The 14,569-nt window shown below is 46.4% G+C and carries 15 protein-coding genes, 1 pseudogene and 1 other annotated feature; of the genes and pseudogenes, 15 read left to right on the forward strand and 1 reads right to left on the reverse strand.

Annotated elements, in window-relative coordinates:
• Positions 1-83 precede the first annotated feature (83 nt).
• The gene (locus tag N2245_RS11795; protein WP_494536937.1) at positions 84-395 is read right to left on the reverse strand and encodes a YtxH domain-containing protein; all 312 of its coding nucleotides are present in this window, start codon (positions 393-395) and stop codon (positions 84-86) included.
• Positions 396-566: 171 nt separating this feature from the next.
• On the opposite strand from N2245_RS11795, the gene N2245_RS11800 reads away from it, so the two are divergent.
• The 15 genes and pseudogenes from N2245_RS11800 to N2245_RS11870 all read left to right on the forward strand — a co-directional run.
• On the forward strand, positions 567-926 hold the full coding sequence (locus N2245_RS11800) for a hypothetical protein (protein ID WP_494536938.1): 360 nt from the start codon (positions 567-569) through the stop codon (positions 924-926).
• A gap of 19 nt (positions 927-945) precedes the next feature.
• A complete protein-coding gene (locus tag N2245_RS11805) occupies positions 946-1,677 on the forward strand; it encodes a hypothetical protein (RefSeq protein ID WP_494536939.1) in 732 nt (243 codons plus the stop codon).
• A 231-nt stretch (positions 1,678-1,908) separates the two neighbouring features.
• The gene (locus N2245_RS11810) at positions 1,909-3,858 is read left to right on the forward strand and encodes a DUF2207 family protein (protein WP_494536940.1); all 1,950 of its coding nucleotides are present in this window, start codon (positions 1,909-1,911) and stop codon (positions 3,856-3,858) included.
• 27 nt (positions 3,859-3,885) lie between these two features.
• On the forward strand, positions 3,886-5,055 hold the full coding sequence (locus N2245_RS11815) for a DUF4178 domain-containing protein (RefSeq protein WP_494536941.1): 1,170 nt from the start codon (positions 3,886-3,888) through the stop codon (positions 5,053-5,055).
• 27 nt (positions 5,056-5,082) lie between these two features.
• Positions 5,083-5,799: a PspA/IM30 family protein gene (locus N2245_RS11820; RefSeq protein ID WP_494536942.1), complete on the forward strand. Its 717-nt coding sequence runs from the start codon at positions 5,083-5,085 to the stop codon at positions 5,797-5,799.
• A gap of 33 nt (positions 5,800-5,832) precedes the next feature.
• Complete coding sequence (locus tag N2245_RS11825; RefSeq protein ID WP_494536943.1) at positions 5,833-6,369, forward strand: antibiotic biosynthesis monooxygenase family protein; 537 nt, start codon at positions 5,833-5,835, stop codon at positions 6,367-6,369.
• Positions 6,370-6,451: 82 nt separating this feature from the next.
• Positions 6,452-6,699 (forward strand) — a binding site (T-box leader).
• Between the two features lie 55 nt (positions 6,700-6,754).
• Positions 6,755-8,257 carry an anthranilate synthase component I gene (gene trpE / locus N2245_RS11830; RefSeq protein WP_494536944.1) on the forward strand — a complete coding sequence of 501 codons (1,503 nt, stop codon included), beginning with the start codon at positions 6,755-6,757 and terminating at the stop codon, positions 8,255-8,257.
• Complete coding sequence (locus N2245_RS11835; RefSeq protein ID WP_494536945.1) at positions 8,238-8,834, forward strand: anthranilate synthase component II; 597 nt, start codon at positions 8,238-8,240, stop codon at positions 8,832-8,834. The genes trpE and N2245_RS11835 overlap by 20 nt, the downstream gene beginning before the upstream one ends.
• Before the next feature lie 3 nt (positions 8,835-8,837).
• Positions 8,838-9,887: an anthranilate phosphoribosyltransferase gene (gene trpD, locus N2245_RS11840; RefSeq protein WP_494536946.1), complete on the forward strand. Its 1,050-nt coding sequence runs from the start codon at positions 8,838-8,840 to the stop codon at positions 9,885-9,887.
• Between the two features lie 12 nt (positions 9,888-9,899).
• Entirely contained in the window at positions 9,900-10,946 is a 1,047-nt protein-coding gene (trpS, locus tag N2245_RS11845; protein ID WP_494536947.1) for a tryptophan--tRNA ligase, read from the forward strand.
• Between the two features lie 5 nt (positions 10,947-10,951).
• Positions 10,952-11,764, forward strand: coding sequence for an indole-3-glycerol phosphate synthase TrpC (trpC, locus tag N2245_RS11850; protein WP_494536948.1), 813 nt, complete (start codon positions 10,952-10,954; stop codon positions 11,762-11,764).
• The gene (locus N2245_RS11855) at positions 11,748-12,374 is read left to right on the forward strand and encodes a phosphoribosylanthranilate isomerase (RefSeq protein ID WP_494536949.1); all 627 of its coding nucleotides are present in this window, start codon (positions 11,748-11,750) and stop codon (positions 12,372-12,374) included. The genes trpC and N2245_RS11855 overlap by 17 nt, the downstream gene beginning before the upstream one ends.
• Positions 12,371-13,600: a tryptophan synthase subunit beta gene (gene trpB / locus N2245_RS11860; RefSeq protein WP_494536950.1), complete on the forward strand. Its 1,230-nt coding sequence runs from the start codon at positions 12,371-12,373 to the stop codon at positions 13,598-13,600. Before N2245_RS11855 ends, trpB begins: the two co-directional genes overlap by 4 nt.
• Before the next feature lies 1 nt (position 13,601).
• Positions 13,602-14,441, forward strand: coding sequence for a tryptophan synthase subunit alpha (gene trpA / locus N2245_RS11865; protein ID WP_494536951.1), 840 nt, complete (start codon positions 13,602-13,604; stop codon positions 14,439-14,441).
• 32 nt (positions 14,442-14,473) lie between these two features.
• Positions 14,474-14,569 (forward strand): annotated as a pseudogene (locus tag N2245_RS11870) (3-deoxy-D-arabino-heptulosonate 7-phosphate synthase); the annotation flags it as partial.

Genomic DNA, 14,569 nt, shown 5'->3' on the forward strand with positions numbered 1-14,569 from the left:
TTATACAAATATGCTGCTGGATAATATAAACGCTTTCCAGCAGCATCACTAGTAAGAATCGCTCTAGTTGCCGAATTTGTATTCTAGTGGGTGTCCGACTCTGAATGTTTCATCTGCTCTGAAGTGTGAGATATATTTTCGCTAGCTGACGACTGTACTGATTCAGCTTTTTCTCCTGCTCTTTCAGCAGCTCTCTGAACCTGCTCTACGGCCTCCTGTGTGCGACTTGCTGTTCTATCTATTGTTTGGCTGCTTGCGTCAAGCACGTCGGAAACGTAGCTCGTAAACCACCGCACTATTTGAGCTCTTGTCTCCCTACCACTACGTGGTGCAAATAGAATGCCAAAGGTCAGTCCATATACAAACCACTTGGTTGCAGTTATTAGCTTGCTCACTTTTCCCTCCTTATAGACCTCTACTCTTTTGCTATTTACTCTAGCCTGTGTAAAGTCGCCGCAATTATGATACTATCAATCTTAGGTTACTTCTAAGGCTTAGCCACGGTAAGAGAGAAGCAAGAAATATGCCATATTTCTGTTTCAAAATCCTGATTATGGAGGGTTTAGGTGGCTCATAGTAGACCCAGACTAGATACTATTAGGGTTGGTATGCTTGTGTTGTCCTCAAATGGTCCTCAACTTCTTGGGACCATTGAGGAGATATTAGTCTCTCCTGATAAGAGGCGAGCTTGGCTCCGCTTATCTGAGCATTCAGTTCCTATTCCTGTAGAAGCTGTCGAACATATAGGCTCTAATGGTGTCATGCTTAACTCGGAAGCTGAGAAGAAATTGCTGACGGGCTGGGGCGATGTCCCTGCTGATTATGTATCTACCTATCTATACCACTGGGCTGACTCCAAGCATGAACCGGCTGAGGTTCAAAAGGATCTGGAGGCTAATACTTTAAATCCTAGGAAAGAGTCCTAGCCCTCTTCGGAGCATTATTATGCCTCAAGCCGTTTTGGCAGTATTTCTGAGAGAAGAAGATTGTACTCGAGCTATCGATAAGCTTAGGGAGATGGGTGTTGAGCCCTCAGATATCGCCGTTATCCATCAATCCTCCAGGATCGTTTCCTTATCGCAGGATAGTGAAGGACTGCCTGAGGAGCTCTTCACAGGGATGTTGAGCGGTGCAATATTAGGTGGGTTGATAGGATGGATTCTTTCTCTTGGAGTATTTGATCTTCATGGTATAGGCCGTTTTGCCGCATCTCATGCTTGGGGTGCGGTCATTTCAGGAGCCTTCCTTGGGGCTGCATTGTTTGGTTTGCTATCTGCTATGGCCTTCATATACAGCAGATCTAGAAGCAGTTCTTATGATGAAATTAGGGAGTCCTTGATCACCGTCAAGTCTTCTTCGGTTCCATCTGAACAGCTAGTAGCCTTATTGAAATCCATGGGCGCTGAGAACGTGCATCCCATAGAGTGGAATTTTGAATCTGGGCAAGAACTGTTTCGATCATCTCAGATAGAGATAGGTAGTCCGGTATGGTCTTCGGACTCCAGAAACATAGGTGTTGTCGAATCCAAATACCAGAATAAGTTTGTGGTACGTACACAAAGCAATGAATTCGAACTCGATCTAAATAATGTTATAGGTATTGATTCCAGGGGTATCCACATCGACCTACCATCTATTGTATTTGCTAGTTCTCCTAGCGAACACGAAAGCCATTGAAACCTCTCTCTGCTGTTCTGAGTTGTTATCTAGTGAGATGCTGGGGTCTTAGATAATGAACACTGTCAGTAGGCAACCAATATGGTATCGGTTGGCTGTTAGGTTGGATTTCGCTCGACCTTTGTTTGCGACCCTTGTAGAAAGGAAGAATTTGATAGCTAAGTGCATAGTTGTGCTTCTGCTAGTATGTGCCATATCAGTTTCGTTTAGAGTCATTTATAGGGTAGACAAATGAGAAATCATATTCCACGTCGAGTTACTCTTTTCCTATTACTTACTTTCGTTATTACCATAGTGCCCACCTTTATCTTGTCATCCTCTACCTATGCTCAAGATAAGTCCCTTATCTGGGAGAGATTCGACTCTACTCTCAGTATCTCTAGGTCTAATGAGGTAAGGGTAACTGAGATCGAACAAGTTAAGTTCCTATCTGGTACATGGCGCAGCGGGAGCAGAACGATACCGCTAGATCGCATAGATGAGATCAAGGATGTATCAGTAGAACAATTGGACTCAGGGGGTCAGACTATTCCTTTAAGCTTTAATGCCGACCGAAGAGGAGATGATATTGTTATAACTTGGAGCTTCAACACTGCAGGTGCGGGTGATGTGCGGACATTTAGAATAAGCTACACCGCTGTCGGTGTGGTAAGGCTTTACTCCAACTCTCAACAATTAAGATGGCAAGCGGTGCCTCCGGACAGGGCTTTCCCTGTGCAAAGCAGCACTGTGCGAATAATCTTCCCTGAACCCATAGATCCTTCCAAGATAACCCTGGCTTCTTATCCTGAGAGGTTAGGGGGAACAGCTAGATTTACAGATAACACTGCTGTGTTTACTGTTCGCGATATTCCTGCTTATGATGGATTTGAGGTTAGAGCTGAATTTCCTGCTGGTATTGTCGAGGGCCCACCTCCCAGCTGGCAGGCTACTGCTGATAGGGCTGATTATATTGCTGAGAACATAAGGCCCATAGCTAACTTCATATCTTTGTTCGTGGCAGTCTTGTTGGCCTCACTAGGTACCGTCTTTTTAGTCCTGCTTTGGTATACGAAAGGTAAAGACCCTGATGTAGGTCCTGGTCCGAGTATGTTGAAGGAGCCTCCTAGTGATCTTCCAGCTCCGCTGGTGGGCGTCCTGATAGATGGGAAAGCAGGATCTGAGGATGTGGTGAGTACGATCGTATCGCTTGCGGAAAAGGGGATAATTTCTCTCGAACCTGTGGAAAGAAACGATCTGCTTGGCAGTAATAGGGACTACAGAATAACTTTGCTTGGAGATGTAAAGGACTCTTCTCTGTTTCCCCACGAACGCGCTCTGCTGTGGATGTTCTTCAACAATGGAGATAGAAAGGAGATATACCTATCTGAAGCTAAGCAGATATTTACCGCGAGCATGCAAGTATTCACCTCTAACCTTTACGAGGAAGTAGTTGAACTTGGCTTGTTCAAGGCTAACCCAGAGTCCGTGCGCAGGACTTACCGACGCATTGGGTGGATTGTAGTTATTCTAGGTGTTCTAGGAGCGATAGTGGTTTCCATCTTGTTCAACACTTACGTCTCCTGGTTCCTTGGCGCTCTCCCCTTCGTTATTCTTGCAGTTCTGGGTATGGCTCTAGTTGCCCTATCTGAGGTCATGCCAGTGCGTACAGTAAAAGGAGCTATAGAAGCAAAGAAATGGCTGGCTTTTAGAAACTATCTGGCCAGAATGGAGTTGATTGAGAACCTCGCAAAGCAGCGCGAACTCTTTGAGAAATACCTTTCTTATGCAACAGTATTTGGACTTAGTAACTCTTGGATCAAGAAGTTTTCGTCTGTTGGTGTACCAGCTCCAACGTGGTATAGAGGCAGCTATGGATGGGAAGGATTAAATCGTAGCGGCTATGGCGGCTCGCCATGGGCTGGTCCAGGACCTATAATAATCTTTCCTCCATTTGGCGGTGTCTCAGGCTCGGGTCATCCTGGTGGTTCTTCAGGAGGTGTTGACTCAGAGGAAGGTCTGCATGATAATACAGGTCTAACTAATATGGGTGACGGTCGTGGTGTACTCGACCGTTCTAGTGGGGGGTTTGCAGACTTACTGGATATGGCTTCTGATGCTTTCGGTAGCTCCCATTGGGGAGGTGGTGGAGCTGGTGGATTTGGAGGAGGTAGTGGAGGAGGCGGAGCTGGTTTCAGTTAGTAACAAGGATCTTTTGGAGAAACGAGGATGATCCCTCAAGGTAGGTTTTGGGGTGCTCTGATATCCGCTGCTGGGATAGCTCTGGGTTTCCTTTGTCTTGCCTGGACTCTAACCTCAGCTGGCACTACGGGAGGGAAGATATTAGGCTTATCTATCGTAGTTATCTTGGCACTTCCACTGATCTTTGGTGGTGCTTATCTTTTTATACAGGGCTCCAAGGAAAAGGAGCGTGAGCGATTTATTGTGTCTAAGCAGAAGGCTTTGGAGGTAGAAACTCTTTCTAGAGCGCAGATAGCTGAGATCATAGAATTGCAACGTGATAGAATCAAGAAAATTCTCCAATTGGAGGAATCCACTTTAGATCCCACTACTCGCCTCATGATGGAAGATATCATAGTGAGGCTTGAAGGTATATCTCGCGTGTTACAGAGGTCTGCATATGACCGATTGGCTAGCCCTGAATCACTACTTGGCTCACCAGGTAGTGATGTAGCTGTGCAAAGCGTGGATAGCGCCTTGCAAGGTCTGGTTGAAAAATTGGAAGATTCTGTATCCAAGCTCACTGGAGATTTATCCAATCAATCTTCTCGTAGTAGCTCTATATCCCAGCTTGCCTCTATAACTGATAATCTTGAGGACGCTATAAATCGAAGATATGCGCTTGTTGCTGGCACTCAGTCTAGAGCTTTGCCTACTGTAGCTGAGCTTCTAAGCGATGTTACCCATGTGGGGACAACTAATCTATCCGATTTTACTAGCTTGTCACCAGGGGATGCGGTTACCTATGAGGAAAAAGACTATCTTATCAGCGCTAGGCTTGAATGGAGAGATAGAGATAAGATTTGGTGGACATATATGCTGTCTTCTAAGGATGACATGTGGCTTTATGTCTCGGATGGTGGTACCCGTATAGGTGCCATGCATAGAGTCACCAGCACAGTCATACCAGAGGGGAACTTTTTTACTAGTGATGGTAAAAGTTATCGGGCTGCGATCGATGGCACGGCGCTTGTTGAAGTTGCTGGGGCTAGTGGCTCAAGAGGTGGTCTAATTGTTACATACAGAAGATATGATTCGAGCGAAGACTTTATCTGGGTTGAGAGCTGGCAGGATGAGAACAAGCTATTCTTGGGAAGATGGGAGCATCCTGAAAACATATCGGTTTGGAAGAGAAGATCTGAAGACAGAAAGGAATAGAATCGAGAGATGATAAGGAGGGGAAAGATGGCAAGTATTATAGAGCGTATAGGTACGATACTTAGGGCTAACATCAATGCTATGCTGGATAAGGCCGAAGACCCTGAAGCTATGATAGATCAGATCATTCGCGACATGGCCAGTGCCATCGCTGAAGCTAGAGCCCAGGTTGCGGAAATGATAGCTCAGGAGAAGATCATAGAGGCTAATCTGGAAAGAAACAGGTCGTTGGCTAATGAGTGGCGACAGAAGGCAGAGTTGGCAGTTCAAAAAGGACGTGACGATCTGGCTAGAGAGGCGCTCCGCAGATATAACGACTATTTGGAAAACACCAGTGTCTATGAGCAACAGCTAGATGCCCAGAGAAAGATAGTTGATAAGCTGAAGAATGAGCTTCAGGCTCTAGAAAGCAAGTATGAGGATGCTAGAAGAAACAGAGAAGTCCTGATTGCACGACATAAGAGAGCTGAGACTCAGCGTAAGGTCGCTACTATAAGTGCACAGCTTAATACGATGGATCCTGCTGCTGAGCTTGGACGTATGGAAGAGAGGATAAGGCTAGAGGAGGCTAGAGCTGAGGCTGAGGCCGAGCTATCGGCAAGCTCCCTAGATGAGCAGTTCGCTGCCTTGGAAGGGGACAGCCAGATAGAAGCGCAGCTACAGGAGCTGAAGAGACAATTGACTGCAGGTTCTTCACAGGAGTCGCTGCCAGAAGGTACTTCGAAAGAATCTTCCGAGCAATAATTTCTGTCAATTACTTTTATCAGGAGATGAGAAGTGTACGTCTGGATCACCGCGCGTCGCATAAAACCGGGGCTGATGAAAGAGTTTCTAAAGGCATGGCATGATCCAGGCAATGCTCTGCCGGTTTCTCCAAATGAACCGGGGGGGCCCACAGTTTATGTATTGCTGCCCACCGATGACCCGAACGAGATGTGGGGTGTAGGCTACTTTGATTCACTGGAGACTATAAAACGCTTCAAAGAAAGTCCTCAGATGGCAAGGCGTCAGGAGGCTTTGTCCCCGTATATAGAAGAAGTGCTTTGGGACAGGGTATTTGAAGCTCATCCCTGGGTCGAGTATGAAAGGCCATTATATTATGCTGTATATGTTCGTATGCGGCCTGCTCAGCGCTTCAGATTAATAGCTGTATGTCCCAACGCGCGTGAGGCCATCAATCAGGCTGATAGAGTAATGCAGGAAGCCAGAGCCAGCGGTTATGAAAATCCTGAATGGACTATGAGAGCGTTTTTTGATCCTACTGAGGCTCCGGACTCTTTACCACCTAATGTTTGGCATGATCATGTTCGATGAAATCAAGTCTGACCTTTGTTACTATGGTTGGTCTTGATTGTCCGTTGGTCCAAGTTGTATACTCTCAACAAAGAGAATATTTCGAAAGGCTTTGAACAGGAATAGTAGGCATTCAAGCGGGGCTCAGAGAGCCGGGATAGGTGTGAGCCGGTGCCGGCGCGAATGCTGAATGGGCCTGGGAGCTGCGAACCGAAAGCTTTCTGCAAGTAGGCTTCGCCGGGGTCTCCGCCGTTACAAGGAGAGAGGTATCGGAGATTATGTCTCCCGTACCTCCTGAGTGAGGCCTTTGGCCTAATTGGGGTGGCACCGCGGAAGCCCTCCGTCCCCAGCTTGTCTGGGACGGAGGGCTTTGAATTTTAAGTAGCCTTAGTTAGGAGAACAGGCAGTGTACGCACCCGACTTTGAAACTTTCAAGAAGATAGCTAAGCCAGGAGTAATAGTTCCGGTATATAAAGAGATCCTTGCGGATCTGGAAACACCTCTATCTGCTTATGCTAAGTTACTATCCTCTGACTACGGGTTTTTGCTTGAAAGCGTTGAGGGTGGTGAAAGGATGGCCCGTTATAGCTTTCTAGGTTCAGATCCGCAGGCTATAGCTATCTTTTCAAGAGATGGTTCTGTGATTTTGCAGGATGAGCATCTAATTCCACTGAATACGAATGACCCCTTGGATCTCGTTAGCCAGAGACTGTCCAGGCCAATAGTGGGCAGACCAAGAAATCTGCCGAGGTTTCTTGGTGGGGCTGTTGGGTATATAGGTTATGAATGTGCCTCTCTATGGGAGAGATTGCCGCTGGCTAGAGAAAGAGCTATAGATGTTCCTGATGCGATATTGATGTTTGTTGATACCATTCTTATATTTGATAGGCTAAGGCACAGAGCTATTGTTCTTAGTAATACCTTGGCAGATGAGGATTTATCTGGCTCATATGGAAGGGCTATTGAGCGTATAGATAGCTTCATAGATAGGCTCTCTTTACCTCAGCGCTTATCTCAAGTCGACGCAGAAGTCCCTTCAGAGGACTTAGACATCCAATCAAATATGACCCCTGAAGAATTTTGTGATGCTGTGGAGAAAGCTAAGCGTTACATAGCTCAAGGGGACATCATCCAAGTAGTTCTATCCCAAAGGTGGACAAGGCAAACCACTGCTACTCCTATGGACGTGTACAGAGCTCTAAGAGCCATTAATCCATCTCCTTATATGTTCTTGCTTCAGATGGGTGATATCTCTTTGGTAGGTGCTAGTCCCGAGATGCTGGTACGCGTGCAGGATGGCGAAGTTAGTACGCATCCAATTGCGGGTACAAGACCCAGGGGCAAAGATGAAGATGAAGACCGGTATTTAGAGGAGGAATTGCGAGCTGATCCCAAGGAAAGAGCAGAGCATATCATGCTAGTCGATTTGGGAAGAAATGATATCGGAAGGGTATCTATCCCTGGTACAGTCCGAGTTACGCAGCTAATGGATATAGAGAGGTATTCTCATGTGATGCATTTAGTGTCTCATGTGGTCGGTCGATTGAGGGATGATTATCCTTCGTGGGAAGCTCTTAGAGCTTGCTTCCCTGCGGGAACTGTTTCTGGTGCACCAAAGATAAGAGCTATGCAGATCATAGCAGATCTAGAAAAAGAGCAGAGAGGTCCTTATGCAGGCGCTTTAGGTTACTTCGGCTATGGCGGCAACCTGGATATGGCGATAACTATACGAACCATACTGATGAAGGATGGGCTAGCACATGTCCAGGCGGGAGCTGGAATCGTCGCTGACAGTGAGCCTACTAGGGAGTACCAAGAAACTCGAAACAAGGCCAGGGCTTTGATGAGAGCGATTGGTATGGGTGAGAGTTTCTCAAAGGAGAATGCTAATGCTGCTGTTAATAGATAACTACGACAGCTTTACATATAACTTGTATCAGATGCTTTCGCAGCTTGGGCAGGAAGTCTTGGTTTATAGAAATGATGAGCTTACTATAAACGATATCCAAAATATGGCCCCTGATCGTATTGTTATCTCGCCAGGCCCGGGAACTCCGGATGATGCAGGTATATCATGCGAGGTTATAAGGAGTTTAGGTGGCAAGTTGCCGATACTTGGAGTTTGCCTGGGCATGCAGTGCATTGGACAGGTGTTCGGTGGGAAGATAGTAAATGCTGGCGAGCTTCTACATGGCAAGACTAGTCTCATATACCACACAGGGAAGGGAGTATTCAGAAACATACCTTCTCCTTTTGAGGCAGTGCGTTATCATTCTTTGGTAGTAGATAAGTCGTCTATTAGTGATGAGTTAGAGGTTGTGGCTCAAACCTCTAATGGCTTAGTTATGGGACTAAGACATAAAAACATGCCCATCGAGGGTGTACAGTTCCACCCTGAGAGTGTGTTGACCGAATATGGGTCCAAGATACTTGCCAACTTCCTTAACGTAGATCTTAAAGAGTCATTACAGCTAATAGGAGCCTAGCCTATGGAAAGAGATGTGTCAGTAATTTATGATGCCATACACCTACTTAGCCAAGGCAAATCTCTGACTCGAGATCAGGCTGAAGCAGTTATGGACCTGATAATGGAGGGGCAAGTTACTGGCGCTCAGTTCGGTGCCATAATGATGGGTTTGCACTTGAAAGGCGAAACTATAGATGAGATAGCAGGTTTTGCCTCGGTGATGCGTCGTAAGGCTCTAAGGGTAAATGTCAAAGGCGAAGTCGTAGATACCTGTGGGACTGGTGGAGATAAGGCTGATACTTTCAATATAAGCACTACTGCTGCTTTCGTTATAGCTGCAGCTGGTGCCAAGGTTGCAAAGCATGGTAATAGGGCTATGAGTAGCAGATGTGGATCGGCTGATGTTTTGGAGGCCTTAGGAGCAAGAATTGATCTTGGACCTGCTGCCGTGGAGAGGGTTATAGAGGATACTGGTATAGGCTTTATGTTTGCTCCTCTATTCCATCCAGCTATGAAGTATGCAGCAGGTCCAAGAAGGGAGATGAGGGTAAGGACTATATTCAACGTGCTAGGTCCTCTTACTAATCCTGCTGGAGCTAGAAGGCAAGTACTGGGGGTAGCGGATAATGTCTTAGCATCGAAGATGATAGAGGCATTGCGTGAGCTGGGTTCCGTGCACGCGTTGGTCGTGCATGGAGAGGATGGCCTTGACGAGATAACGCTATCTGGTCCCAGCCTGGTATACGAACTTAAGGGGGGAAAGATAAGCAAATACGAGATCTGCCCAGAGCAGTTTGGATTCAGATCCTCCTCTACTCAGAGCCTACGCGGAGGAGATAAAGAAACTAATGCTGATATTACCAGGAAAGTTCTCTCTGGTGCCTCAGGCCCAGCTAGAGATGTAGTTTTGATAAATGCTGCCGCAGGTTTAGTAGCAGCGGATATAGCCGAAAACTTGAAAGAAGGCTTAGAAGTTGCAGCTCGTGTCATCGATGAAGGGGCTGCTATGGAGAAGCTTGATGCTTTTGTAGGAGCTACTCAGCGATTTGCAGAGGAAAATAAGGGTAATTAGGAGGTCGTTACATTGAGCGTTTCTGAGCTTGAAAAGGTTCCAGTCGATATATCCCAGGCACCCAAGTCTCGGGTTTTATCTGGAATCATGCCTACCGGGGACCTACACATAGGTAATTATATAGGCGCCATCAAGAACTGGGTTGCTATGCAACACGAACATGACTCCTTCTTCTGCATAGTGAATATGCATGCTATCACTACCCCACAGGATCCTAAAGAGCTTTACGAAAAGACAAGAGAAGTAGCAGCTCTATATATTGCCTGCGGGGTGGACCCAAATGTATCGACTATATTCGTGCAGTCACATGTCCCAGCTCATGCTGAGCTCTGCTGGATACTAAACTGTATAGCCCCAATGGGCTGGCTGGAACGTATGACCCAGTTCAAAGAGAAATCGAAGGGCGATAGAGAGAGATCCAGTGTGGGGCTTTTTGATTACCCTGTGCTTCAGGCTGCAGATATCTTGCTATATGGAAACATACCTCCAGTGCCTCTCTATGTGCCTGTAGGAGAGGATCAAAAACAGCATCTCGAGCTTGCAAGAGATCTGGCTGAGAGGTTCAACAGACTGTTTGGTGATACATTGGCCATACCTGAACCATATATACCTAAATATGGTGCTCGCGTGATGGGACTGGATGATCCTACCAAGAAGATGAGCAAGAGTGAGAAGAGTAGATATCATGCTATCAGACTTTTGGATAGCCCTGATGATATCAGAAAGAAGATTGCTCGAGCGGTGACCGATCCTGGTAGAGATATAAAGTTTGATCCAGAAAGACCTGGTTTGTACAACCTTCTAACTATTTATCAGGCTATCACCGGTCAATCCGAGGAGGATATAGAGGCTCACTTCGATGGAAAAGGATATGCCGATCTTAAGAGGGAGCTTGCTGAACGGTTAGTCGAGTACCTCACCCCTCTCCAGGAGAAATATAGGGATATCAGACAGGACCCATCTTATCTAGAGAACATTCTGGCCCAGGGTGCTGAACGTGCACGTGAGACATCCGCAGTGGTTCTAAATGCGGTCAAGAAAGCTGTGGGTTTGGAGTAGTACAGTTGACTACGAGCAAGAATTTCTTAAGCAAGATCATAGATAACAAGCTTGAGGAGATCAGGGAAAGACGGAGTACTAATCCCGAACATGTCCTTATAAGTAAGCTTGACAAGGTCAGCCCACCAAGGTCCTTATACAAATCTCTAAGTACGGTAAACACAGTGGGTATTATTGCGGAGGTCAAGCGTCGCTCTCCCTCGAAAGGGGATCTGAACACAAGTCTTGATCCAGTCTCGATAGCACATGTTTATCAGAAGGCAGGGGCGTCAGCTATAAGTGTACTGACTGATGAGAAATACTTTGGAGGATCGATTGATGATCTCCAAAGTGTGAGCTCTCAGGTTAGCATCCCGGTGCTGCGCAAGGACTTTATCCTTGACGAGTACCAGGTAATTGAGAGTAGGGCTAATGGTGCGGATGCCATACTACTTATAGTTAGGTCGCTGACTGGGGAGAAACTTACCGCTCTCATAAATACTGCCTCTGAGCTTGGTATGGATGCTCTTGTAGAAGTTCATGATGAAGAAGATGTGGACCTGGCTTTGGCGTCAGGGGCTCGTCTAATCGGCATAAATAACAGAGACCTGGAAAGCTTCCATACCACAATTGAAGTTACTCAGCGATTGGCTCCATATATTCGCGATCGTGCTGATTCAGAGGTACTGGTGATCTCAGAAAGCGGCATTTTTAGTAGGACTGACGTGGAAAGCGTACAGGCAGTCGGGGCTAATGCTGTGCTAGTAGGTGAAGCCCTCGTTGTGTCAGGTGATCCTGCTAAGAAGATAGAGGAGCTGAAGGGTGAGCGTCGAGATTAAGTTTTGTGGCATTAAGACGCTTGAACATGCACGTCTAGCTTCGGAGCTTGGTGCCGACTACTTAGGATTCGTATTTTATAAGGAGTCTACCAGGTATGTAACTCCTGAAGATGCCGCGCGTATAGCTGATCAACTAAGAGGTCATATCAAACTGGTTGGGGTTTTCGTTAATGAAACTCCAGAAAGGCTTAACAAAGTTGCAGATCTCGTGGGTTTAGATCTAGTACAGCTTTCAGGAGATGAAAAACCAGAAATTATCTCCTACATCCGGAAACCAGTGATCAAGGCTATTCACGTCATAGATGCTTATACCACTAGATCTCGTGTTGAGATCTATAAATCTTTGTGTGAGATGATCCTTCTGGATACGTACTATAAGAACAAGATGGGAGGCACAGGGAGAGTATTTGACTGGTCCATAGCTCGGGAGATAGCTGCTTTCTATCCTGTCATGTTAGCAGGAGGTTTAAGTCCGGCTAATGTGCAGGAAGCTATAAGAATGGTGCGCCCTAAGGCTGTAGATGTAAGTAGCGGGATAGAGACCGATGGTGTCAAAGATCCTATCAAAATGAAAGCTTTTATAGAGGCTGTAAAGGGTGTAGAAGTATGACTGAGAATACAAGTTCTTTTTCTACTATAGGTAGCCACTATCCCGATAATAAAGGTAAGTTTGGTAGGTATGGTGGCAGATACGTTCCTGAGACTTTGGTGCCTGCATTGAATGAGCTAGAAGAGGCTTACGCTTCTATCAAAGATGATCCCGAATTCCAGCAAGAGCTTAACCATCTTCTGAAGGATTATGTAGGTAGACCTACTCCCTTATATCATGCTAAGAGGCTGTCTGAGATCCTGGGCGGCGCCCAAATATATCTCAAGAGGGAGGATCTGGCACATACAGGTGCTCACAAGATAAACAACGCTCTGGGACAGGCTCTACTTGCTCGCAAGATGGGTAAGAGAAGGATAATAGCCGAAACAGGGGCTGGTCAACATGGTGTGGCTACTGCTACCGTCTGCGCCATGTTAGGTCTAGACTGTGTAGTCTATATGGGGTCCGAGGATGTTGAAAGGCAAAAGCTGAATGTATATAGAATGGAGCTCTTGGGCGCCACCGTAGTGCCCGTCGAATCTGGTACCAGAACTCTCAAGGATGCTATCAACGAGGCGATAAGGGATTGGGTTACTAACGTTAGAGATACCTTCTATCTTATAGGATCAGTTGTAGGCCCACATCCTTACCCTATGATAGTGCGGGATTTTCAATCAGTGATCGGAAAAGAGTCAAGGGAGCAGTTTCTATCTAAGGTGGGACGTTTGCCAGATACTATAGTCGCCTGCGTGGGGGGAGGTAGCAACTCAATGGGCATATTCTATCCGTTCATTGAGGACAAAGATGTAAAGCTAGTTGGAGTTGAGGCAGGCGGTCTAGGCATAAGCTCTGGTAAGCATGCAGCTACCCTCGTAGCAGGTAGCTACGGTGTCCTTCACGGAGCTGCAATGTATCTCCTGCAAGATGAGAACGGCCAAATCATGGGTACGCATAGTATCAGTGCAGGGCTTGATTACCCCGGAGTTGGCCCGGAACACTCATATCTCAAGGATATAGGCCGTGCAGAGTATACTAGCGTCAATGACGATGAAGCTCTTGAGGCATTCAAGCTTCTTTCTCGTACAGAAGGCATCATCCCTGCTCTAGAGTCTGCACATGCTGTTGCCTACGCCGCTAGATTAGCTCCTCAAATGTCTACTGACAGCTTAATACTCATCAATCTCTCAGGACGTGGGGATAAAGATCTTGGGACCATAGTTGGTCCCGATCAGGAGGTGAGTGCCTAATATGATGTCTGTTGCCGATAGTTTCCAAAAAGCTAGAGATGAAGGCAGGTTGGCATTCATCCCTTACATAATGTCTGGTTTTCCTGACGAACCTGCATCAGTCGAGACAGCGAAGATGTATGCTGAGACTGGTGCGGACATTATAGAGTTAGGAGTGCCTTTCTCAGATCCTTTGGCAGATGGCCCTACTATACAGCGGGCATCTAATAGGGCGCTAGCTAACGGTACCACACTAAGATCTAGCTTGGGAGTAGCGGAGAGCATAGCACGGGAAGTAAGTATTCCTATAGTGATGATGAGCTATTACAATCCCATACTCAAGTATGGGGTACAAAGATTTTTCCGGGATGCCTCTAATAGCGGAATATCGGCAGTGATAATTCCGGATCTTCTACCGGAGGAATCAGAGGAGGTTAGTACTTACTCGAGTGAGCATAAAGTAGGATTGGTATTTTTAGTCGCACCTACGAGCACGGTTGACAGGATCAAGTTGGCTGCACATGCAGCCAATGCTTTCTTATACTGTGTATCTCTTACTGGAGTAACTGGGGCTAGAGATAGCCTACCTGATTATCTTGGGCCTTTCCTTAGAACTGTCAGAGGACAAACAGATCTACCTCTTGTTGTAGGCTTCGGTATATCCAAGCCCGATCATATTAGACAATTACATCAGGTTGCTGATGGGGTTGTAGTGGCCAGCGCTATCATCAACATGATAGAGAACTCTCCAAATCAGCAGGATGCCTTAGATTCCCTTCGTGCTTATCTAAGTCAGATGCGCGCTGCTACATTTGAATCTATTAGCAATGAGAACGTAAGTGAGATTAAGTCCACAGCCTAATTTCTACAAAAACTTGTTTACGGAGGCATAAGGTGATCGTGGTAATGAAGCCTGGAGCTAGTGAGGAGGATATCAGGAAGGTAGTGGAGAGGATAGAGAGTGAGGGGTTGAGTGCGCACATCAGTCGA

Source organism: Thermobaculum sp. T2p, assembly GCF_059335935.1.

Coding starts and splice junctions, on each gene's coding strand:
- N2245_RS11805 (WP_494536939.1), top strand. CDS start 946: ATGCCTCAAGCCGTTTTGGCAGTATTTCTGAGAGAAGAAGATTGTACT.
- N2245_RS11835 (WP_494536945.1), top strand. CDS start 8,238: ATGCTGCTGTTAATAGATAACTACGACAGCTTTACATATAACTTGTAT.
- N2245_RS11815 (WP_494536941.1), top strand. CDS start 3,886: ATGATCCCTCAAGGTAGGTTTTGGGGTGCTCTGATATCCGCTGCTGGG.
- N2245_RS11810 (WP_494536940.1), top strand. CDS start 1,909: ATGAGAAATCATATTCCACGTCGAGTTACTCTTTTCCTATTACTTACT.
- trpD (WP_494536946.1), top strand. CDS start 8,838: ATGGAAAGAGATGTGTCAGTAATTTATGATGCCATACACCTACTTAGC.
- trpA (WP_494536951.1), top strand. CDS start 13,602: ATGATGTCTGTTGCCGATAGTTTCCAAAAAGCTAGAGATGAAGGCAGG.
- N2245_RS11820 (WP_494536942.1), top strand. CDS start 5,083: ATGGCAAGTATTATAGAGCGTATAGGTACGATACTTAGGGCTAACATC.
- trpB (WP_494536950.1), top strand. CDS start 12,371: ATGACTGAGAATACAAGTTCTTTTTCTACTATAGGTAGCCACTATCCC.